We start from the raw sequence: 25,852 nt of genomic DNA on the forward strand, positions 1-25,852 counted from the left end.
TTTGTACAATTAAGTAGTCGCTATGATTGTGTTTTGCCTCCAGGCTTTAATTATCGATGTATTCATATTCACCTAGTAACTCATCAAGCTCTTCTAGTGACATTTTATTGTAACCATAATCGGAAGCTGTTTTTTCTGATTCCGTTTGATTAATACAATGATCGATTATCATTTCAAGGTTCTCTTTATACTTTTGGTTAAAATCAGCGATTAAAAATTCAGAATATTCCTTTTTGTTGAAGGTAGTGTTTATTATTAATGTGTCCTCTACAATTATTGAATTAATTTCTATAGAAGCATCTCTTGCATTTTCGCCACCTATACTTTCGCCAGGTGATAGCCATGATGCAGAAAATTCTTCATTGGTCGCTTTTTTACTCATTTCTCCCAAATAATTAAATAATATAGGTGCCGTTTCATCATTTAACAAATCTTGATCCTTTTTCAGGTATTTTAAAACCCCATATCCTATTCCGTTATTAGGAATTTTTCTTAAAGTCTCTTTTACCAATTTTATACTCATAGAAATTTCTTTTTCTTTACCTAAATCAAAATATACAGGGTATATTGTAGTAAACCACCCAATAGTTCTACTAACATCTATGTTTTCAATGACTTCTTCTCTTCCATGACCTTCCATAAGAATTTTCAACCTGTTTTCTCCTGTTAAATCTCTTACTGTTACTAACAAAGCCGCTAAAAGGATATCATTTATTTGAGTATTATATGTTTTGTTTGTTTCTCCCAATAATTTTTGAGTGTTCTCCTTATTTAGTGAAATGGTTAAGGTCTTGCTATTTTTATAATCGGTCACATCTATTTCTTCATTTTTCGCTAAAAAATCTACTCTCATTTTAGATATGTCTGCCCAATATTTTTTTTCTTTTAGAAGTTTATTACCTACCGCATAATCCATTAACTTTTCTGAAAACTCCTTAAATGAATCCGTTTTAAAACCCATATCAAGTTTTTCATTGAGATATGCTTGTTTATATAACATTTCTAAATCTTCGAACAATATCCGCCATGACACTCCATCTATTACAAGATGATGGATAGTAATAAGCAAATGATCACCCTCATTTGTTCTAAAAATGCAAAGTTTTAACATTTTACCGTCAGTAATCGAAACTTCTTTTTGTATATTTGTTGCTAGTTGACCCACTATCTCCTGTTGATTATCTTGATTCTTAATATCATGGACATATAAATCAAAGAAATCCCCATTCAAATCACGATTATATTGAATAATTTCACCATTTTCCTCTTTATAAATCATTCGTAAAGCATCGTGTTTTTCACAAATTTTACGAAACACCTTTTCTACAATCTGTTCTTCAAATCCATTTTTTCTATACAGCATAAATGATTGATTATAGTGATTTAGCTCTTTATTATTTAATGCTTTGTTTAATACAAAATGTCTTTTCTGTATTGGCATTAAAGGAACGTTTCCCTGAATTATTTCATGGTTTTTCTTTACTCTCGATTCATTTTTTACATACTTACTAAGATTTTTAATTTTCGGGTTTTCAAATAAATCTTTAATTTTGAGTTTAAGATTCACTTTCGATAGTTTAGAAACTATTTGTAACGCTTTTATAGAATCTCCACCAACCTCAAAAAAACTATCGTTAATTCCAATTTCTTTAATAGCCAAGACATCCTGCCAAGCTGATACAAGATGTTCTTCCACTTCATTTCGAGGCGCTTCATAATCTGTTCCCTTAGAAAGGTCCCCCTCTTGTACAAGAGGCAATGCTTTTCTATCTATTTTTCCATTCGGTGTAAGAGGCATTTTATCTAATTGAATAAAAAATGAAGGAATCATATAATCTGGTAAATAATTTGACAAGTAGTCTCTTAATTCACTTGTAGTTAGCTCCTCTTTAGCTATTATGTATGCACATAAATAGGTAAAACCAGCATTATCTTTCCGATCAACTACTACCGCCTGATTTATATTTTGATTACCTAATAGTTTAGCTTCAATTTCTCCTATTTCTACCCTAAACCCTCGAACCTTTACTTGATTGTCTATTCTTCCTAAAAACTCAATATTTCCATCTGAAAGCCATCTTGCCAAATCTCCTGTTTTATACATTTTTTCACCAGGTGTAAAGTCATTTGAAACAAACCTTTCATGAGTAAGGTCTGGTTTGTTTAAGTATCCTTTTGCAACACCTTTTCCACCAATGTACAATTCACCATACACCCCTATAGGTTGTGGTTCTAATAAAGAGTTTAAAACATAATATTTTGTGTTATTTAACGGCTTTCCTATAGGAGTATTTACCATTTGTGGTATATAATCGTACTCTTCTTCATAATAGCTAGAATCAATAGTTGCTTCTGTAACTCCATAGCTATTAATTACTCTCATATTCTCCCCATATCTTTTAACCAAATTTTTGTACTCATGTATAGGACAGCTATCAGAACCTAATATTAATAATCGTAATGTCGTGAGATCAAAATTATTTTCATATACATAATTCATAAAAGGTATAATAAGACTTGGAGTCGATTCAAAAATATTAATTTTATACTTCTTAATTGTCTTATATAATAAATCCAGTTCTAGCTTGATATGACTCGGTACTATATACATTGTCCCACCATTTAATAAACTTCTGCATAAGTCCCCTGCAAATACATCAAACGACATACTAGCCATTTGTAGTAAATTGACTTCATACTTTGACAATTCATAGTGATCTCTCCAAGTGTAATGGGCATTAACCAAATTTTTATGCTCTACTAGTACACCTTTAGGGTTTCCAGTTGTTCCTGATGTATATATGATATACACTAAATCATCCGGTGAATTGATATGATTCAAATTATCTTCATCGATATCATATATATCTATATGATTTATATTTACTACTTCACCGTAGGAACCACTTTTATCCGTTAGATGTTCTTGGGTAATAATAATGTCCGCATTACTATCCTCAAGCATAAATTCTATTCTCTCTGTAGGGTATTCTGGATCTATCGGCAGATATGCTCCTCCAGCTTTGAGAACCCCCAATATTCCTACAATCATTTCTACTGATCTATCCACCATTATTCCAACTATACTATTTTGTGCAACACCTTTTCCTCTCAAAGTTCTAGCTAGTTTATTTGCTTTTTTATTCAGTTCTTCATAGGTCAACTGCTTTTCTTCGAACACTACAGCTATATGATTTGGTGTTTTTTTAACCTGCTCTTCAAAAAGTTCGTGTATAGTACCTACTGTATATTCAACAGCAGTATCATTAAACTTGTTTAATATCATTTCTCTTTCTTCTTGTGAAAGCAAATTTATTTCACTTAATTTTTGTTCAGGGTTATTAACAATTTCTTTTAAGATATTAACTACATGATTTCCAATTCTTTGTATTGTTTCTTTTTTAAATAATTTTGTGCAATACTCTAAAATAAATTCTATATGATCTGTATTTTCAATTGCCGATAGACTTAAATCAAACTTTGCCGCTTTAAAATCAATGTCATAAGGTTCGATTTTTAAGCCTTTTATATTCAACTCTAGATTATCTAAATTTTGAATAGAAAACATCGTATCAAACAATGCGTTTCTACTAATATCCCTTTTTAAGGTTAGCTTTTCAACTAACTCATCAAATTGATAATCTTGATTTTCATAAGCATTTAAGGTATTTTCTTTTACTTTCTTCAAATAATCAATGAATCTACTGTCTGCTTTAGGACGATTTCTCATCACAAGAGTATTAACAAACATACCAATAGTATTTTTTAAATCATCATGTTGTCTTCCTGCAGTTGGCGAGCCAACTATAATGTCTTCTTGTCCCGTATATTTCGAAAGTAGCGTTGTATATGCTGCTAAAAGTAGCATATACATAGTAACTCCATTTTCCCTTGCAAACATTTTAAGCTTGTTTGTTAGTTCAGAATCTATTTCAAAACTTAATCTATCTCCCTCGCTACTTTGTATTTGTGGTCTTGGAAAGTCAGTTGGCATATTCAGAACTGGTATCTCACCCTCAAATACTTTAAGCCAATATTCCTCCTGTTTCTTTATATTATCACCTTTACAAAACTCTTCTTGCCATTCTGAATAGTCTTTATATTGAATTTCTAATGGCGCTAATTTTTTTTCTCCAAATATATCTGTTAACTCTTTCATCAAAATGCTCATTGATACTCCGTCTGAAATAATATGATGCATATCAAGCATCATGATATGCTCATCCTGACTAACTTGTACGATTTCTACCCTTAGAAGCGGAGCTACCTCTAGATTAAAGGGACTTATGAATCGCGCCACTCGTTCTGATACGTTCTCTTTCCCTAATTCACCATATTCAATTTTAAAATCTATTTCTTTTTCTATCTTTTGAACTGGTTCTCCATCAATCATTACAAAAGATGTTCTTAATGCTTCATGTCTATCAATTAATGCTTTAAAGGCTTTTTCAAAAGTGTCCAATTGAAAGCGCCCCTTCATTTGTATAACAACTGGTAGATTGTAAGTAATTCCACTATCCTCTATTTGATTTAAAATATATAGCCTTTTTTGAGCCGATGAAAGATTATAAAATTGCTTCTCCTCAGCTTTCTTTATTTTTGAGTAAGTACTCGTTTCTTTCCCTTTTATATATTCGCCAATGCCTTTGATAGTAGGAAAATTAAATATTTGTTTTAATGGTATTTCAACATTTAATTCTTTGTGTATCTTTGATACCAATGAAAAAGCTTTTAGTGAATGTCCTCCAGCTTCAAAGAAGTTATGATTTATTCCAATTTTCTCTATACCCAAAACGTCCTTCCACACTAAAGCCAACTTCTCTTCTACTAGATTTCGAGGTGCTTCATAATGATCTTCTATAAATTTACTGAGATCTGGTTCCGGTAATGCTTTCACATCCACTTTTCCATTGAGTGTAATCGGCAATTTTTCCATCTCTATAAAATGCAAAGGAATCATGTAACCAGGAAGCTCTTTGGCAAGCAACTCTCTCACTTTATCTATGTTCAGTTCTTCATTCAAATCATTAACTGTAATAAATGCGCAAAGATATCTGTTTCCATCTATCCCCTCTTTATCAATTACTTTAGCTTCTTTTATGTTCGATTGTCTTAATAAGTGATATTCAATTTCTTCCAGTTCAATTCTAAAACCGTGAATTTTTACCTGATTATCTATTCTACCTAAAAATTCAATATTTCCATCAGGTAGCCATCTTACTAAATCTCCAGTCCCATACACTCGTTCTCCTAAACAAAAAGCATTAGACTTGAATTTTTCTTCAGTTAATTCTTTATTATTTTTGTATCCTCGCGCTACACCTTCTCCACCTATATATAATTCACCAGGTATTCCTATCGGCAGTAATTGAGCGTTATTATCCAAAACATACAATTTATAATTACTTAGTGGCTTACCTATAGGTACACTCATTCCCATACAATCATTGGAACTGACCTTATAATATGTTGCGCAAACAGTTGTTTCTGTAGGACCATATGAATTATAAACATCGGCAATCTCAATAATATTTTTTATATATTCATACTTTAAAACATCTCCACCACTAATAAATTTCATATTTTTATTAAGTATTAAATGCTTATTTTTATCAATTTCATTGAGTAACAGTGGTGAACAGCTCACTAAAGTCACATTATATTTTTCAATATTTTTAACTAGCTCATCTATGTTCAGATCACCAATTTTTTTATTAATGATTAATTTCCCCGAATTAGCCAAAATAGGAAATGTTTCTTCCGTAAAAGCATCAAATGAAAATGAAACTACTTGTAATATAGAATCTTCTTCATTTAAAGTAATTTGTTTTGAAAATGCATAAATATAGTTAATAACGTTACGATGTGTAGTCATAACCCCTTTAGGCTTTCCACTAGAACCTGACGTATATATTAAATAAGCTAAATCAGATGAATGATTTAAATTTTCTAGGTTGTCCTTATTTAAAGAACTAATTTCTTCATCATTAAATAAAATACTTGGAACTGTTCTTACCTTGAATTGTAAGTGCTCCTGAGTAACGACTAATTTTGCCTCACTATCTTTTAGCATATATTCAATTCTTTCTTCAGGATACTCAGGGTCAATTGGTAAATATGCTGCTCCAGCTTTTAAAATCGCCAATATGCCAATTATCATTTCTGGGGATTTATCCGCCATAATTCCTATTACAGTATCCGGCTTTGCACCATTTTTTCTAAGCAACCTTGCCAGTCGATTTGCTTTTTCATTTAGTTGTGTATATGTTAATTGTTCCTCTTCAAATATAACTGCAATATGATTTGGTGTTTTTAGAACCTGCTCTTCAAATACATGGTTTAAGGTCTTATTTTTAGGAAATTCAGCCATGGTATCATTAAATTTGTGTAATATGATTTTCGTTTCTTCTTCTGAAAGTAAATTTATTTCTCCTAATTTAAGCCCCGGATTATTGGTAATTTCCTTTATTACATTTACTAAATGACCTGCAAGTCTTTTGATTGTTTCTTTTTTAAATAATTTTGTGCAATATTGCAAATCAAATTTCAAATGATCTGTATATTCTATCGCCGTAAGACTTAAATCAAATTTCGCCACATTAAAATCAATATCGCAAACCTCAGTGGTTACTCCATTTATATTAAACTCAAAATTATTTTGAGTTTGTATATCAAACATCGTATCAAACAATGCGCTTCTACTTGTTTCTTTTCTTAAATTTAGTTTCTCTACTAATGTATCAAATTGATATTCTTGATTCTCATAAGCATTTAATGTGTTTTCTTTTAATTGTTTTAAATAATCAATGAATTTAGTATCTGCTTTTGGATGACTTCTCATTGCAAGGGTATTGACAAACATGCCAATTGTATTTTTTAAATCATCATGTGTTCTTCCCGCAATTGGTGAACCAACTATTATGTCCTCTTGCCTTGTATATTTAGAAAGAAGCGTTTTATATACTGCTAAAAGAAGCATATACATAGTAACTCCATTTTCCCTTGCAAGAAATTTAAGTTTATTTGTTAGTTCAGAATCTATTTCAAAACCAAGCCTATCTCCCTCACTACTTTGTATTTGTGGTCTTGGAAAATCAGTTGGCATATTCAGAACTGGAATGTCACCCTCAAATACCTTGAGCCAATATTCCTCCTGCTGCTTTATGTTATCTCCTTTATAGTATTCTTTTTGCCATTCCGAATAGTCTTTATATTGAACTTTTAATGGTGCTAATTCTTTTTCTCTAACTAAATCAGCTAACTCCTTCATCAAAATGCCCATTGATACTCCATCTGAAATAATATGATGCATATCAAGCATCATGATATGCTCATTCTGATTAACACGTAAAATCTCTACCCTTAGAAGCGGCGCTATCTCTAAATCAAAAGATCTTATAAATCGTGCCACTCGTTCTGATACACTATTTTCTCCTAATTCACTATATTCAATTTTAAAATCTATTTCTTTTTCTATCTTTTGAACTAGTTCTCCATCAATCATTACAAAGGATGTTCTTAATGCTTCATGTCTATCAATTAGTGCCTTAAAAGCATTCTCAAAAACTTGCATTTGAAAATCGCCCACGATTTTGATAACTAAAGGAATATTATATGTCGTACGTTTAGATTCCAAATTATTTAAAATAAGCATCCTTTTTTGTGCCATTGATAAGGTATAACAATCATTTTCTGATTGTTTCGCTTTTGGAATTTCATTCTTTTTTTCTATATCTTCATTTTTTAAAGCTATAATAATTTTTTCTTTATATAACTTTATTTTCCCCTTTAATTCAGCTGTTATTAGCTCACGAGGTCCAATAATTTTTATCTTCCCTTGATTCTGATATAAGAAAATGTTTGATTTTTTCAAATCATTTATAAACCCTTTAATATCCATAACTAGAATCATTCCCTTCGCGGTGCCCATTCAATTTCTAACACTATTAGTAAATAACTAAAACAACTATCAAATTTCATATACATCTTTGAAATTTAAACCATTGGGCCTAGTTTAACTGCACAATCTATTCCTTTTTCTCTGCTAAGAAGAAGTATAGATTGTACAGTTTTCCTAGGATAAATCCCCTTTTCTTATAATTAAATCTTAAATCTCAAAACAATCAACATTATAGAAAATCTGCCTTTTTACACCTATTACTAATATCTTTTACCTCCAAAAGAAATGAATTTCATTTTAAACCGTTATACCTCTTCCTCAACATAATCATAAGAACTAATTTGACGATCATGTTCAGTTGATAGGATATAATTTGCTAAACCCATTACACTTGGATTCTCAAAGAAATTGTGAATGCTTATATCTGTATTTAAAACTTTATTAATAGCAGCAACAGCACTCATTAACCTCAGTGAATTTCCTCCTATTTCAAAGAAGTTATGAGAAATTCCAATAGATTTGATGCCTAGGATTTCTTCCCAAATTAAAATAATAGTCTCTTCTACAAAATTACTTGGTGCTACGTACTCTACCTCAGTTGTTACATTCCCATCAGGCTTTGGTAATGACTTTCGGTCTACTTTCCCGTTTGTAGTTAGCGGTAGCTTATCAAGTTGAACAAAAAATGCAGGAATCATATACTCTGGAAGCTTTTTAGTTAGATACTTTCTAATTTCTTGAATTATTAATTCATCTTTCCATGTTTCAGAAGTAAAGTAAGCGCATATATATTTTTCACCATGAATATCATCTCTTACGATAACAATAGCTTCTTTTACTTTTTTATATTTAAGTAGCTGACTCTCTATCTCACCAAGTTCAATCCTGAAACCACGAACTTTCACTTGATGATCTATTCTACCTAAGAACTCAATATTTCCATCAGGCAACATCCTAACAAGATCCCCTGTTCGATACATTTTTTCTTCTGGTATAAATGGATTTGAGACAAACTTTTCTGCTGTCAAATCTGGTCGGTTTAAATATCCATGAGCTAATCCTGCTCCACCTAAACAAAGTTCTCCAGCTACGCCGATTGGAAGTAGTCTCTGATTTCCATCTACTATAAATGCTGAAGTATTTGCTAATGGCTTCCCAATTGGTATTGTGTCGAATTCTTCATTGATTTCATTTATACAATAATACGTAGCAAAAACAGTACTTTCTGTCGGACCGTATACATGAATCAGCTTATCTTTCCCTAGGTACTCCAATGCTCGTTTTGTATGTGATACTGAAATTCTTTCACCACCAAAAAGGATTTTTCTTATATTAGATAAACACTCTATTTCTAAATCAACCAACGTATTAAATAAGGCTGTAGTTATAAACATAACACTAATTTTTTCTTCTTTTATTAATTTTGTTAGCTTACTTAAATTCAATACTGTATCTATTGATACCATCACTAATTTTGCACCATTTAACAATGCACCGTAGATATCAAATACGGATCCATCAAAAGAATAATTTGAAAGCTGTAAAATAATATCATCTGCATCAATCTTAATATAGTTTGTGTCACGAACAACTCTTACTACATTAGAGTGTGATGTAACCACACCTTTTGGTACTCCAGTAGAGCCCGATGTATATATGATATAAGCTATGTTCCCAGAATCATTGATAGGAGCTAAATTCTCTTTACTCAATTGAAAATTCTCACTCTTATCTAAACTAACCATCTCTACATCCAATGAAGGATCATTAATGAACTTCTCCTGCGTTAATAGAATTTGAATATCACTATCTTGTATCATAAATTTGATTCTATCCTGAGGAGATTTAGGATCTATCGGCAAATAAGCTGAACCTGATTTTAAGATACCCATTATTCCAATTATCATCTCAGGGGATCTCTCAACCATAATTCCCACAATTGTATTTGCAGTAATCCCTTTATCTCGTAACCATCTAGCAACTTGATTAGACCTTTCATTTAATTCTTGATACGTTATTTTAGTGCCTTCAAATTCAACGGCAATATGATTAGGCGTTTTCTCTACCTGTTCCTCAAACAGCTGATGTATAGTCTTATCCATCGGATAATTCGTCTTTGTATCATTAAATCTATACAATAATGCATTTCGCTCTTTCTCTGGGATTATGTCTATCTCATTTAATTTCTTATCCTCATTTATAACAACTTGTTCCGTTACTTTTTTAAGATGCATTTCTATATTGTCTATTATTTTCTGTGGATAAATCTTTTCGTTATAAGTTAATTTTAATACTAACTGTTCTCCAGGAATTGCTACAATGTTAAATCCATAATTGGTTTGCTCTTCTCCCCTTATATTTTGACACATAAAACCTGTATTACTTTCTGCATGATTAAAACTACTATCATCCAGTGAATAATTTTGAAATACCATTACATGATCAATTAAATTTCTTTTTAGATCATGTAAAGATTGAATTTCAGCCAAATTTATATAGTTATATTTATTATTTTCTATTGATTCATCCTGGACATTTCTTAAAACCTCTTTAAAACTACTATCTTTTTCCAGTTTAACTCGAGTCGGAATTGTATTAATGAATAATCCTACCATCGCTTCAATTCCTTCTACTTTTGCCTCTCTTCCTGATACGACTGTTCCAAATACAACATCTTCTATATTATTGTACCTCGCTAAAAGAATGCCCCAAATTGTCTGCAGTACGGTATTAAAAGTAACTTGATTTCTATTTGCGAGTTGAATAATGTTACGAGTCATTTCTTTTGAAAATTCTATCATTTTTTCTTTTCTTTTATACTCATTAACTTTATTCAAGATTTTAGGAACCTGTGCTTTTTCTTCATATCCATCCAAATAACTCTTCCAATGTGCTAATCCTTCTTCTTTATCCTGTTCTTCCAACCATCTTATATAATCACTATATGGTGTTGGCTCCGCTAAATGGCTCTCTTCACCTTTCATCTTTCTTCCATACACATCAAATAACTCACCTAATATAATCCCAAGACACCATCCATCTAACAATATGTGATGATGACTCCATACCAATTTATATGAATCCTGATTCATTTGAATTAAGCTAATTCTCATTAATGTGTCTTCACTTAAATTAAAGCCTTTTTGTTTATCATTTTGTAAATAATTCTCTATAAACTTTGTTTTCTGCTCAATGCTTTCGTCTTGAATATCATAATATTTGAAACCTACTTTTCTATCTTGAAGTATGACGTGTCTTGGTTCCTCCACTAATTCATACTCAAATGCTGCTCTTAATATTTCGTGTCTCCTCATTATTGTATTAAATGATTTTTCTAAAATATCTACATCTACAGTCCCTTTTATATCCATTACAATTTGTTCAAAATACATACTTGAATTTTTATCTTCTAATGCGTGGAATAACATCCCTTTTTGCATATTTGCTAACGGATATATTTTCTCAATAATAAAACCATTGTATTTTTCTTTTATTTCTTCAAGTTCTTCTAATGTTATATTTATATCTCCATAATCAAAAGGTGTTTGATCTGGTTCTACTTTATTCGCACAGTGATTAATTATCATTTCAAGACTTTCTTTATATTTCTGATTTAAGTCCTTTATCATTTTTTCACTGTATTCTAATTTATTAAATGTTGTATGAATAACCAATTCACCATTTAAAACCATTGAATTCATTTCTATAGATGTATTCCTATTAATTTTCTTACCCGCTGTTTCACCTATAGACCATTTCGATGCAGAGAATTCTCTCCTGTTAATATCTTGATCCAATTCACCTAAATAGTTAAATGAAATTGGTGCCTTTTCTTCATTCATAAATCCCTTATCTTTTGCTAAATGTTTTAATACTCCATAACCTATTCCTTTATTTGGTATTTTCCTCAAAGTTTCTTTAACTGTCTTTATGTTGGTCGAAAGTTCATTTTCATTCCCTATATCTAAAAGCACTGGATACATCGTCGTGAACCAGCCAACAGTCCTATTGATTTCGAAATTCTCTATTACGTCTTCTCTACCATGCCCTTCCATATTTACTTTTAGCTTGTATTTCCCCGCCAATTCTCTGATTCCAACTGCTAAAGCTGTTAATAAAATATCATTTATTTCTGTGTTATATGCCCTATTTGTTTTTCTAAGTAAAGATGTAGTGAGTTCTTTATCTAATGTAATACTTACTGTACTACTATTTTCAAAGTTGTTTTTTGTGATTTCTTTCTTTTTAGGGATAAACTGTACATTCTCTTTTGATATACTTGTCCAATATTCCCTTTCTTTCATTAATTCCCTACTCACGCTATAAGCTTTTAACTTTGATGCAAATTCTTTATAGGAATCTGTTTTGAATCCTATTTCTAGCTTTTCACCTTTTTCTAGTTGTGAATATAAAGTCTCCAAATCTTCGAGTAGGATTCTCCATGATACTCCATCCACTACAAGGTGATGAATCGCAATCAGAAGATGATCTCCTTCATCCGATTTAAATATACAAAGCTTTACAAGTTTACCTTCTTTAATATCCAGCTCTTTTTGAATACTTGTAGCAATTTCATATACCTTCTCTTCCTTATTCTCAACGCCCTTAACATCATGAATATATAAATCAAATAGGTTCTTGTCATAACCTCTATTATATTGAATTATTTCTCCCTCTTTTTCTTTATATATCATGCGTAAAGCATCATGATGTTCCATAATTTTATTAAATACTTCTTCTATCTGTTTTTCATCAAATCCATTTTCTCTAAATAGCATGAACGATTGATTAAAATGATTTATCTCTTCTTGGTTTTTCTCAAAATACCAGCTTTGTATCGGGGTTAATTCTACTTCCCCCTTTACTATTTCATGCACCTTTTGTTCTTTCTTTTCTCGTTTTATATATTTTCCAAGATTTTTAATTTTTGGATGTGCAAATAAATCTTTCATTTCTAGTTTAAGGCCAACTCTAGATAATCTAGATATAATTTGGATTGCCTTAATGGAATCTCCTCCAGATACAAAGAAATTATGATTAATCCCTATATCCTCTATCCCAATAATACTTCTCCAAATTTCAACGAGCTTTTCTTCCACTTCATTTCTCGGTTCCTCATACTCTACCCCAGTATTAATACTTCCATCTGGTTCAGGAAGTGCTTTTCTGTCTACTTTCCCGTTCGTTGTTAACGGAAGTTTATCTAATTTCACAAAATATCCAGGAATCATATAATCCGGAAGTTTCTGTTCTAAATATTCTCGAATTTCCCTTGCATGTAATTCTTTTTCTGAAACGATATACGCACATAAATATTGATTACTTTCCTTATCTTCTCTAGCTATAACAATCGCTTCTTCGATATCTTGATGAGTTGACAGTTGACTTTCTATTTCTCCAAGTTCAATTCGATAACCACGTATTTTCACCTGATGATCTATCCGTCCTAAAAATTCTATATTCCCATCAGGTAACCACCTTGCAAGATCTCCAGTTCGATACATAGATTCACCGTTATTAAATGGATTTTCAATAAACCTTTCAGCTGTTAATTCTAGATTATTCAAATATCCTCTTGCTATCCCCTCACCTGATACACACAGTTCCCCAGCTACTCCAATTGGCTGAAGATTATTTCCCTTGTCTAATATATATATATTAGTGTTTAAAATTGGTTTTCCAATCGGAATTACCTTATCACCGCTTATTTGATTAAACTCAATTCTATAACTTGTGGAATCTACACAACACTCTGTAGGCCCATAAACATTTGTGATATTAGGTTTAAAATCAGCAAATTTTTCAAATAAACCTTTGATTAAATAAGGCGTTAATGCCTCTCCTCCTACAATAAATTCTTTAATTTCTAATTCTTGTTCTATTTTATTTACATAGCTAAGCATTGTTAAATGTGCCGGAGTAGCATCGGATACATGTATTTTATTTGTTGCATAATACTCAATTAAACTCATTGCATTCCAACTTACTTCCTTTGGCACAACAAATAAGGTATGTCCTAAAAGTAATGTTGCAAATATTTGTTTCACCGATGCATCAAATATAAATGGTGCTAGCAATGCGACATTAACATTAGTATTGAACCTTTTATAAATTACATCATTTAACCCATTGACTAAGTTATTTACACTATTTTGTTCTATCATTACCCCTTTAGGATTCCCTGTAGAACCTGATGTATATATTACATAAGCTAAATTTCGGGGACTATTTATTTTACTGATATTCGTTCTATTTTCTTTATATTTTAATTTATCTAATTGTATAATTTGTCCATGAAAAGATATATCGCTATGAACCTCATTCGTTACGCATAGTATCTCTATATGGCTATTACGTAACATATATTCTTTTCTTGTCCTAGGATAAGTTGGATCAATCGGTAAATAAGCTCCTCCAGCTTTTAAAATCCCCATTATACCTACTATCATTTCAATAGAGCGTTCCACCATTATTCCCGTTACTACGTCAGGACCAACTCCTTTTTCGCGGAGTATATGCGCAAGGCTATTTGCCCTTTCGTTTAGCTCTTTATATGTTATACTTTGATTTTCAAAAACAAGTGCCACATTATTAGGTGTCTTCTCTACCTGTTCTTCAAAAAGCTCTGGAAGTGTTTTTTCTTTAGCATATTTTCCTTTTGTATTATTAAATTCGTTTAATAACTTACTTTTTTCTTTCTCTGTTAATATATCTATTTCACTTAATTTCTGTTCTGGATTTTCTACTACTTCTCTTAAGATATTTATAAAATGCTCTAAAAACCTCTCTATTGTTTCCTTTTTATAGAGAGCCGTACAGTATTCAATTTCTAATCCTAATCCGTCCTCTAACTCACTTACATGTATAGTAATATCAAACTTAACTATTTTCCTCTGATCTTCTAACATGCTAACCTTTAGTCCATCCAAATTTAATAGCATATTATCAGTGTGTTGAAATACAAGCATCGTATCAAATAGTGGATTTCGTGAAATGTCTCTTCTCACATTTACCTTTTCTACCAATTCTTCAAATTGATAATCCTGATTTTCATATGCTTTCAATGTATTTTCTTTTACTTCTTTTAAGTACTCTCTAAAAGATCTATTGCCCTTTGGATAATTTCTCATCGCAAGGGTATTCACAAACATGCCCATTACATTATTTAAATCTACATGTTTTCTTCCTGCAATTGGTGATCCTACTACTATATCCTCTTGCCCTGAATATTTAGAAAGCAAAGTTGTGTATCCTGCTAACATCAGCATATACATAGTAACTTCATTTTCTGTAGCCAACTTGTTTAACTGATTATAAGTTTCACTATTGATTTTTAAATTGATTCTATCTCCAGCAAAACTTCTTCTTTTTGGCCTTTTATAGTCCGTTGGCATATTTAGTACTGGTACTTCTTCATTGAACACATTCATCCAATACTTTTCTTGCTTTGTGATTTCTTCTTGAGTAAACAAGCCTCTTTGCCACGCAGAATAATCTTTATATTGAATGCTTAATGGAGATAATTTTTGACCATTATATAATTCAGCTAATTCCTGCATGAAAATCCCCATTGATACACCATCTGAAATGATATGATGCATATCTAATACCACCACGTGCTCATCATCTGTTACATGTATGATTTCAACCCGTAAAAGAGGCGCATTCTCCAAATCAAACGGTTTAACAAATCCATTAATCATATCATCTAGCTTATGGGTACCCATTTCTCTATACGTCACTTGGAAATCTATCTCTTTTTCAATCTTTTGAACTGGTTCACCATCTACCATTACAAAAGAAGTTCTTAAAGCTTCATGTCTTTCGATTAATTTATGGAAAGCCTTCTCAAGCTGATGAACATCCAAATCACCTTTTATTTTCATAGCGAAAGGCATATTATAAGATACTCCGCTACCCTCTATTTTGTTTAAAATGTAGAGTCTTCTTTGGACAGATGAAAGCGGATAATAATCTTGTTTTTCTACTTTTTTGATCGATGCATATACACTTTCTTTTGTAGAGTCAATATATTCTCCAATCCCTTTTATAGTAGGTGCTTGGAAGATTTGTCCTAAAGGTATCTCCACCATAAGTTCCTTATGGATTTTAGAAACCATCGTAGTCGCTTTCAGTGAATGGCCTCCAATTTCAAAAAAGTTGTGTTGAATTCCTATGTTTTCTATATCTAAAATATCTTGCCAAATGGACACAAGCTTTTCTTCGACTGTATTCCTTGGCGCCTCATACTCTACTACTCCTGCAACCGAACTTCCATCAGGACTTGGTAAAGCCTTTCGATCCACTTTCCCATTTGTAGTAAGTGGTAGCTTGTCTAGCTGAACAAAAAAAGCAGGAATCATATACTCTGGTAGCTCTTTTGCCAAAAACTTTCGAATTTCTTGAACCCTAGTCTCACCCTTCGATGTTTCAGAAGTAAAGTACGCACATAAATATTGATGATTATTATTATCTTCTCTTGCGATAACAACAGCTTCTTTTACTTCCTTATGTTTTAAAAGTTGACTCTCTATCTCACCCAGTTCAATCCTGAAACCACGAATTTTCACTTGATGGTCAATTCTTCCTAAAAACTCAATATTTCCATCAGGTAACATTCTCACAAGGTCTCCTGTTCGATACATTCTCTCTCCTGGAATGAACGGATTTGGAATGAATTTTTCTGCTGTGAGCCCTGGTCTATTTAAATAACCACGTGCCAAACCTTCTCCGCTGATACAAAACTCACCTGGCACTCCCAATGGACAAAGCCCATTAGATTCGTTTAAAATAAAGACTTTTGTATTACATATTGGTTTTCCTATCGGTATATTGCCATAAGAATTTTCTATAATAAAACTTGTTGTTACTACTGAATTCTCTGTAGGACCATAGTTATTAACAATCTGGTAACTTTTATTTTCAAAATAATTTAGTTTATCTCCACCTGTTAATAATCTCCTTAAAGATGTATTCTCAAGCATTAAAAATTGTTCACATACTTGTGTAGGTAAAAAGCTTATTGAAATCTCTTTTTCAATAAAATATTTGTTTAATTTCGTAATATCTAATTTTAAATTATCATTTATAATATGAATCTCTGAACCCGCTATGATATAAGGAAATACTTCCCAAGCAAATGCATCAAAACTTATACTTGCATAACTGGCATTTTTATCAGTTTCACTTATTTCATTGAAGGAATTATGCCAATTACATAAGTTCACCAATGAATGATGCTCCACCATAACTCCTTTTGGCTTTCCAGTAGAACCAGATGTATAAATGACATAGACTAAATCTTTACTGCTGCTATCAATACGTAGGTTCTCGGTTCCGTATTTAAACAAATGCTCATTATGAATATTAATAATGCTAATATCATCAACTTCTGTACAATCAACTAAATTAATTAATTTATCCTGGGTCAATAATATTTCCGTTTGACTATCTTGAAGTATATATTTAATTCTATCTATAGGATATGTAGGATCAATAGGTAAATACGCACCACCAGCTTTTAAAATCCCCATAATTCCCACAATCACATCAACTGAACGTTCTAATAATATTCCTACTATTTTATCAGAACCAACACCATTTTCTCTTAACACTCTTGCCAATTGATTAGATTTTTCATTTAACTCCCTATATGTCAATTTCTTATCTTCAAAAACAACTGCAATGCTATCTGGCGTTCGTTCTGCTTGTTCTTCAAATAACTTGTGTATTAACTGGTTTTTAGAGAAATCTACATTTGTATCGTTATGCTCATACAATAAAAGGCGCTTTTCTTCTTGTGGAATCATATCTATTTTATTTACACTTACCAAAAGATTCCTTGATATTTCCCTTAGAATATTAATATAGTTTTCTGTCATTCTTAATATTGTTTCTTTTTTGAATAATCCAGTGCTATATTCGACATTTAACACAATCTCATCATCATAATCTAAAATACTAAAAGTTATATCGAATTTTGCATTATCTAATTCAAATATTATTGGACTAAGATTTAAATCACCTTGCTTCTTAGTAAATAATTTAGCGTCTTCCAATACAAACATGGTATCAAATAAAGGATTTCTATTAGAGTCTCTTTCATAGTCTATACTGCGAATTAGTTCGTCAAACTGATACTCAGAGTTTTCAAATGCTGTAATTGTATTTTCTTTTACCTGTTCCAAAATTTCTTTAAAACTTTTTGTAGAATCTATATTGTTTCTTAAAGCAATAGTGTTGACGAACACACCAAAAATGTTTTGTAAATCTTGATGTAACCTACCTGATGCTGCTGTTCCGACAACAATATCAGTTTTTCCAGTATATTTGTGAAGTAATATATGATAAGCGCTAAGCATAAGCATATATAAAGTCGATCCTGTATCCTTAGCTACCCTTCTTATCTGTTCAGATAACTCTTTTCCTATATGAAAGTATGCATTTTCTCCTGCAAAGGCATCAATATTTTCTTTTCTATAATCATAAGGTAATTCTAATTTAGATGGCAGATGACTGTATAAATTCAGCCAATATTGCTCTTGTTTTTTTATAGCATTAGATTGATTATACGTATTATTCCATTCTACATAATCCTTGTATTGTATATTTATCTTAGGTAAATCAAGATTGTTATATAAATCGAGTATTTCATTCATAAATAATCCTTGTGATACCCCATCTGCTATTATGTGATGGAAGTTAACGACCAATATATGCTTCTCTACTCCGATTTTAATTAGCTTAGCTCTCATTAATGATGGTTTACTTAAATCAAAAGGCTTTGTTGATTCCTTACACATTTTGCTAGTTAAATCTCTTAAACCTTCATCATCTGTTACGACTATATCTAAACATTGGTATTCCAAATCAAAATCAACTTTATCATAAACCCTTTGAACTAATTCATTATCTAATACTTCAAATCCTGTTCTCAGGATTTCATGTCTATCTATAAATTTTCTAAATGCATTTTCAAGTCTATTACATTCGATTTCACCTTCGACAAGTAACGCCATAGGAATATGATATGCTCCTCTATTATTTTCCATCATAGAAAGCATGTACATTCGTTTTTGAGAAGGCGATGTGGCATAATAATCCTTTTTCGATACCCTTTCAATCATATTTCCCCTATGATTGTCTTGGCTATTTTTCAAATATTGATCTAATACCTTTATAGTGCCATTTTTAAATATTCCTCCTATCGGCACCTCTATATTCATTCTCTTTTTAATTTCAGTAACAATCGATATCGCTTTTAATGAATCTCCGCCTATTTCATAGTAATTAGTATCTATTCCTATGTTTTCTATTCCGAATACGTCTTTCCATATATCTAATATTTGGGCTTGAGTTTCATTTTCTGCTTCTTCACATTTAGTTGCTGCAACTTCATCTAGTTCATGATTTTTTATTAATTCCCCCAAAATACTCTTATTTACTTTCCCATTTACAGTCAATGGTATTTCATCTATTTTGAAAAATCTTGATGGAATCATATAATTCGGGAGCTGATTTTGCAAATATTGTTTTAGTTCATTTGGGTTTATGTCTTCATCTGAAACTACAAAAGCATATAGGCTTTTCATTTTAATATCGTTTGTATAGTCAATTACTACTGTTTTATTTACACCTTTATATTTGATTATACAATTTTCAATTTCCCCTAATTCTATCCTATATCCCCTTATCTTAACTTGACTGTCTTTTCTTCCTAAAAATTCGACATATCCGTCCTCTTTTAACACGCCATAATCACCAGTTTTGTAAATATATCCTAATTCTTCGTGCAAAATAAATGACATCTTAGTTTTTTCAATATCATTTATATACCCACTTGCTACTCCCACTCCACCAATGTACAATTCTCCCTCTACATCTACGGGACACAATTGCTTGTTTTGATTTAATACATAAATTTTCTGGTTAGCCAACGGCATTCCATATGGTATGCTTTTCCAATTAACCTTAATTTCCTTAATAGGGTAATATATGGACCATATTGACCCCTCAGTTGCTCCACCTAAGCTAATAACTTCCGCATTTTTGAAAGTTTTCTTTATCTTCTGAGGAAGTTCCAGCGGTATCCAGTCCCCACTAAGCAATACAAGCCTTAGACTATCATCCTGTTCACTATCATTATATAAGTCCACTGTCAGTTCCATAATTGCTGGAACTGAGTTCCAAATTGTGATTCCTTCTTTCTTTACAACTTTTTTTAGGTTATATACATCCCTTTGATCATCTATAATTACAAGGGCCGCTCCACAGCTCAATGCACCAAAAACATCATAAACTGACAAATCAAAGCACAGTGAAGAAATCCCCATAATTTTATCATTTTCTGTCACACAGAATTTTTCGTTAATATCTATAATTGTATTTGTTGCTGCACCATGAGTTATTTGAACTCCTTTAGGTTTTCCTGTACTACCAGAAGTAAAAATAACATATGCCATATCTGTTTCATCTACTTTTATATTAACTTCATCACCAGAATATTCCCTAATATTTTCATCTTTATAGGTAGAAGGTGTTATAAAGAACTTACAATTACTTTTCTTTTTTATATATTCTTTTCTTTCTTCAGGATAATCAGGATCAAGCGGTATATATGCTGCTCCAGCCTTTAAAACAGCAAACAAATTTATAATGGTATCTATACATCGCTTACCTATCACACCAATGTAATCACCTTTTCTAACTCCCTTATCCATTAAGTATCTTGCAATTTGATTCGATTTTTCATTTAGTTCTTTATAAGTTATCGAATCATGATGAATTACAGCTACCTTATCTGGTACTAGTTTTGCTCGTTTCACAAACATTTCATGTAAAGTACACTTATCAAACTTTTTGTTTGTATCATTATAGGTTTCAATAACTTTTATGCTATTCTCACTAAGGTTAATACCTGACACTTGATCATTAAATATAACCTGATTTAATATATTTATATATTGTTCAAACATTGATTTAATAACATTGTCCTCAAATAATTGTTCAACGTAATCCCACGTAATATATAAACCTCCATTTAATTCATAAACTTGGTTATCTATATAAACTTGGGATGTTCTTGTACTAAAAAATTTAATTTTTTCAAAGTCTATCAAATGATCAAATGAATCATCTGAGTCCTCACTCAATACACTTGTAAATACAATAGGCATTATAGCTTGATTAACCATTCTATGTTTTTTCCCAATAGCTCTTATAAAATCCACACCATCATAATGTCTATGTTCAAGGGCTTCTAACAATGTATCCTGTACCTTCGCAGCAAATTTCCAAAATGAATCAACACTATCTTTCGCGTTAATATCTAATAACATTAGAGTTGTGAAATCTCCAATGATTTTTTTTACGTCTTGATGAAACGGTATCCGATTAAAAACAGTTAAATTGACTGCAAATTGACTCTGATTACTCCAATATGCTAAGACATAAGCATATGCAGCACATAAAACAGATGTGGGGGTTAGATTTTTTTCTTTTGCTTTTTGTTTTAATTTATTCCATGTTTCACGTTCTAAAAATTCGGAATATTTACCGAATATAGGCTTCTCAACTTCTACTGGGTTGCATTTTAAAGGCAATGCTGGTGCACTTGGGAAATTATCCAATTTACTTAACCAGTAATTCTCATCTTTTTTATATCGATTAGATTGCCTAAATTCAGTAGCCGCTAAAACATAATCTCTAAAATTATACTCCAGCTCAGGCAGCTGCAGACTTGTCTGATCGTAAAACATTTTAAATTCTTTGATTAATATTTTCATACTACTGTCATCACAAATTAACGGATCTATATTCAAACCAAAATATTTTTTATTATTAGGTAATATAAAAGCTTTTATCTCAAATAATGGCCAAGTACTTGGATCTATGATTTTAGTTATCATTTTTTGTCTTTGTTCCAATATACGTATCATTATATCTTCTTGATTTAAATTCCTTACATCTACTGTGTCTACAGAATAAAGAAGTTCTCCTTCAAGGATTCTTTGTGTTCCATTTTCAAAAACTATTGTTCTTAGTATTGGATGTCTATTAATCAATTTTTGTAATGCACTATTAAACCTATCCATATCTATATCTATTTCAAATTCAACCGTTAAATTTGTAGCTGCGCCACCAATTTCAAAAGCCGGATCTCTACCTATTAAATAGGCTAATTGTATACCTGTAAGTGGGAAAGGCTCATGTAAATTCTTTAAATCTGTAGTTTTTGTAAATTGTCGGTTCTCTATAATTTCTCCCTTATTTGTTTCAATGTAAGTACTTATTTTCTTTATTGTAGATAATCTGAACAGTTCCTTTAATGGTAAGTCAACACTTAACCTATCATTCATTTTAGATATAAGCTCCATTGCATTTATGGAATGCCCACCAAGAACTGCAAAATTGTCATTAATACCAACTTTATTTATATTCAAAGTTTCCTGCCACATTAAAACTAGCTGTTTTTCAATCTCATTTCTTGGTCCCTCATATTCAACCTCAGTATCAAAACTTCCATCTGGCTCAGGTAAAGACTTTTTATCTATCTTTCCATTTGCTGTTAACGGCATTTTATCTAACTTAAGAAAATAAGTAGGAATCATATAATCAGGTAACTTTTGACCTAAAAATCTTCTTAATTCTTCAACTGTAACTTCTCCCACTAATGTTAGATATGCACAAATATAATTGCTCTTGTTCTTTTCTTCTCTTGCTACAACTACAGCTTCTTTTACATTTTGATGCTTTAATAACTGACTCTCTATCTCTCCAAGTTCAATCCTAAATCCTCGAACCTTTACTTGATGGTCAATTCTTCCTATAAATTCAATATTCCCATCAGGTAACCACCTAGCCAAATCTCCTGTGTGGTATAAACGCTCACCTATTGCAAATGGGTTTTTAACGAATTTCTCTAATGTTAACTGCTCATTATTTAAGTACCCTTTAGTTAATCCATCGCCAGAAATACAAAGTTCTCCAGGTTCACCAATAGGAAGTAAATTTTTCTCTTCATCTACTATGTAAACCGAAGTATTTGCTAACGGTTTACCTATAGGTAGAGTGTCAACTTCCTCATCTATTTCATTTATAAAGTAATATGTGGCAAAAACTGTACTTTCCGTTGGTCCGTATACATGAATGAGTTTATCTTTCCCTATAAATTCTAATGCTTTTCTAGCATGGGAAACTGAAATTCTTTCTCCTCCAAATAATATTTTTCTTATATTGATTAAACAATCTATTTTCATATCTACAAGCGCATTAAATAAAGCAGTTGTAATAAACATTACGTTTATGTTTTCTTGCTTAATTATGTTTCCAAGCTTATTTATATCAATGACTGTATCTTTTTCTATCACTACTAATTTTGCCCCATTTAACAGAGCACCATATATATCAAAAATTGATCCATCAAAAGAATAATTCGAAAGCTGCAGAATGGTATCATTATTTTTTATTTTTATGTAATTTGTATTCCGAACGACTCTGATAGCACTATAATGCGAAATGATAACTCCCTTTGGTATTCCAGTAGAACCCGATGTATAAATAATATAAGCTGTATCATCAGAACGATTTACATGTTTCAGATTACCTGTACTTAAGTCGCTTGAATCTAGCTCGTCCAAATTAATCATTTCCAAATCATATTCAATTTTCTTAATGAATTTCTCTTGAGTCAATAAAATCATGGCATGACTATCCTGTAATATATAATCAATCCTTGCTTTTGGAGTATCAGGATCAATTGGGAGGTAAGCCGCTCCAGATTTTAAAATACCCATTATTCCAATTATCATTTCGAGAGACCTATCAGTCATTAATCCTATGATAGCATCTGTATGAACGCCTTTATTCCTTAACATCCTTGCTAATTGATTGGATTTCTCGTTAAGTTCCCTGTATGTGAGTTGTTTATCTTTAAACACAACTGCAATATTTTCAGGTGTCCTCTCTACTTGTTCTTCAAATAGCTGGTTTATGGTCTTATTTTTTGGATATTCAGTTTTTGTGGAATTGAATTTATTTAATATTATATTTTGCTCTGCTGCTGTAATCTCATCGTAAGTTCTTATACCATCCTTGTTTATTTCACCAGAATTCTTAATAGACATATTGGATTTCCCCTTTTTTAGTAATTATCCATTACCAAAATTATTTATTATTTTATTACTGTTAAAAATATAGAGAATGAATTAAATAAAAAATTCATCGTTCATAACAAGGTATACAATCCCCCCTATTTAGAAGTTAATAAAAGGAATTCTATAGAAAAATTTAACTTACTATGAGAAAAATTTCCTTATTTTTACGTAAAAAAGCACATGAAAAAAATTCGGTTGAATAGTTAAAATATTCAGATTTTTTTACAGTAATTTAATTAAAGACAAATATTAAAACTCATATCACGTTACAGATAACTCTACTACAGCACATAATTAAGAAAATGAATAAACAAGAATAACTAGTGGTATATCTCAGAAGAATCTAATTTAAAACTTCAGCTAACGTATCATTTATTATCGTTACAATTTTCTCCACGTTGTTATTTATAAAGAAGTGATTCCCTTCAAAATTATAAATCTTAAAATTTCCACAAGTATGCTTCTTCCAACCTATTATACTTTTTAGACTAATTAAATCTTCTTTTCCGTTTAATACAGTGATATCACATGTGATTTTGTCTGCTTTTTCCTTATAATCATATGTTTCAACTATTTTAAAATCATGTTTTAGTAAAGGGATGAAAAAATCGAACAATTCTTCGTTACGAATTAATTCTTCTGGTGTTCCCCCTAATTCTATAACTCTATTTTTAAACTCGTTATTTGGTAAATTATAAGTTATCTCCTTCTTTTCCCTTTCACTCGGTGCTTTGTATCCGGAAAAAAAGATATGCTTAGGTTTCTTCAAGCCCATTCTTATTATTTTATAGTATAATTCATACGCTAATAGGCTCCCCATACTATGTCCATAAATTGCATAATCTTCCTCACCTATTTTATCCCGAATATTATCAAAAATGTCATCTACCGCTTCTTCTAAGCTATTATAAAATGGTTCATTAAATCTTTTCCCTCTTCCCTTTAACAGTACTGGACATAGATTTATAGATGGGCTTAGATAATCACCCCATTTATAATATAATGCCTCTGATCCTCCTGCATATGGTAAACAAAATAACTTCATTAGAATGCACCACTTTCTGATAAAAGTTTGTAAAAATCATTAATAATACTATCTTGATCAATCACTGTTATATTACTTGAAATTTCTTCATTTAATGAACATACAGCCATTTTGTATTCTGACTCTATATCAAAAATCGCCATTGAATAAGAATTACTTTTTTCTCCATTATCGGAAAGTATACGAACAGCTTTGTGACTATCTATTTTAATAGAAAATGATTTTAGTGACATTGATAATCCGCTTCCATAGCATTTAATATAACTCTCTTTCAATGTCCATACCTCATAAAACTTCCTTAATTGATGATTAACATCACCTTTTTGTATATAAGCATATTCACTATCACAAAAAAAACTTTTTGCTATTTCTTCGTATTCAATTTGTTTTATTTGTTCAATATCAATTCCAACAGGGTTATTACTAATTGCGCATACTACAAATTCCCCTGAATGTGAAATATTAAAGTAATAATTCGGATACCCATTTAAGTAAGGTTTTCCATAATGATTTTTCCCCCATACTATTCTTTCATTACCGATTTTAAGCTTTTTATTTGTTAAAGTCCTTACTAGTAACTCACCAATCAAGGTTCTAATTTTATCTTTTTTATTAATAAACTTTTTTATTCTATATCTTTTCTCTTCATCTATCCGCGAACAAATATTTTCTAATTTTTGATCATTTATATCTTTAATTTTGACAACACAAATCTCCATAAAACCCCTCACAAATCCTAGTTAAGTTAATTGA

Annotated in this window: 4 protein-coding genes; all 4 read right to left on the reverse strand. The window is 31.0% G+C overall.

All coding sequences use genetic code 11. The features are described 5' to 3' along the window. Window positions 1-46 precede the first annotated feature (46 nt). Complete coding sequence (locus tag FS802_RS01490; protein ID WP_141547121.1) at window positions 47-7,900, reverse strand: non-ribosomal peptide synthetase; 7,854 nt, start codon at window positions 7,898-7,900, stop codon at window positions 47-49. Window positions 7,901-8,205: 305 nt separating this feature from the next. Then, entirely contained in the window at window positions 8,206-24,024 is a 15,819-nt protein-coding gene (locus tag FS802_RS01495; RefSeq protein ID WP_144524831.1) for a non-ribosomal peptide synthetase, read from the reverse strand. Between the two features lie 373 nt (window positions 24,025-24,397). Continuing rightward, entirely contained in the window at window positions 24,398-25,099 is a 702-nt protein-coding gene (locus FS802_RS01500) for a thioesterase II family protein (RefSeq protein WP_098655253.1), read from the reverse strand. Continuing rightward, on the reverse strand, window positions 25,099-25,818 hold the full coding sequence (locus FS802_RS01505; protein WP_098655252.1) for a 4'-phosphopantetheinyl transferase family protein: 720 nt from the start codon (window positions 25,816-25,818) through the stop codon (window positions 25,099-25,101). Before FS802_RS01505 ends, FS802_RS01500 begins: the two co-directional genes overlap by 1 nt. Window positions 25,819-25,852 lie beyond the last annotated feature (34 nt).

It is taken from the genome of Bacillus sp. DE0042 (genome assembly GCF_007680225.1).
Taxonomy (GTDB): domain Bacteria; phylum Bacillota; class Bacilli; order Bacillales; family Bacillaceae_G; genus Bacillus_A; species Bacillus_A wiedmannii.

Coding starts and splice junctions, on each gene's coding strand:
- FS802_RS01505 (WP_098655252.1), bottom strand. CDS start 25,818: ATGGAGATTTGTGTTGTCAAAATTAAAGATATAAATGATCAAAAATTA.
- FS802_RS01490 (WP_141547121.1), bottom strand. CDS start 7,900: ATGGATATTAAAGGGTTTATAAATGATTTGAAAAAATCAAACATTTTC.
- FS802_RS01495 (WP_144524831.1), bottom strand. CDS start 24,024: ATGTCTATTAAGAATTCTGGTGAAATAAACAAGGATGGTATAAGAACT.
- FS802_RS01500 (WP_098655253.1), bottom strand. CDS start 25,099: ATGAAGTTATTTTGTTTACCATATGCAGGAGGATCAGAGGCATTATAT.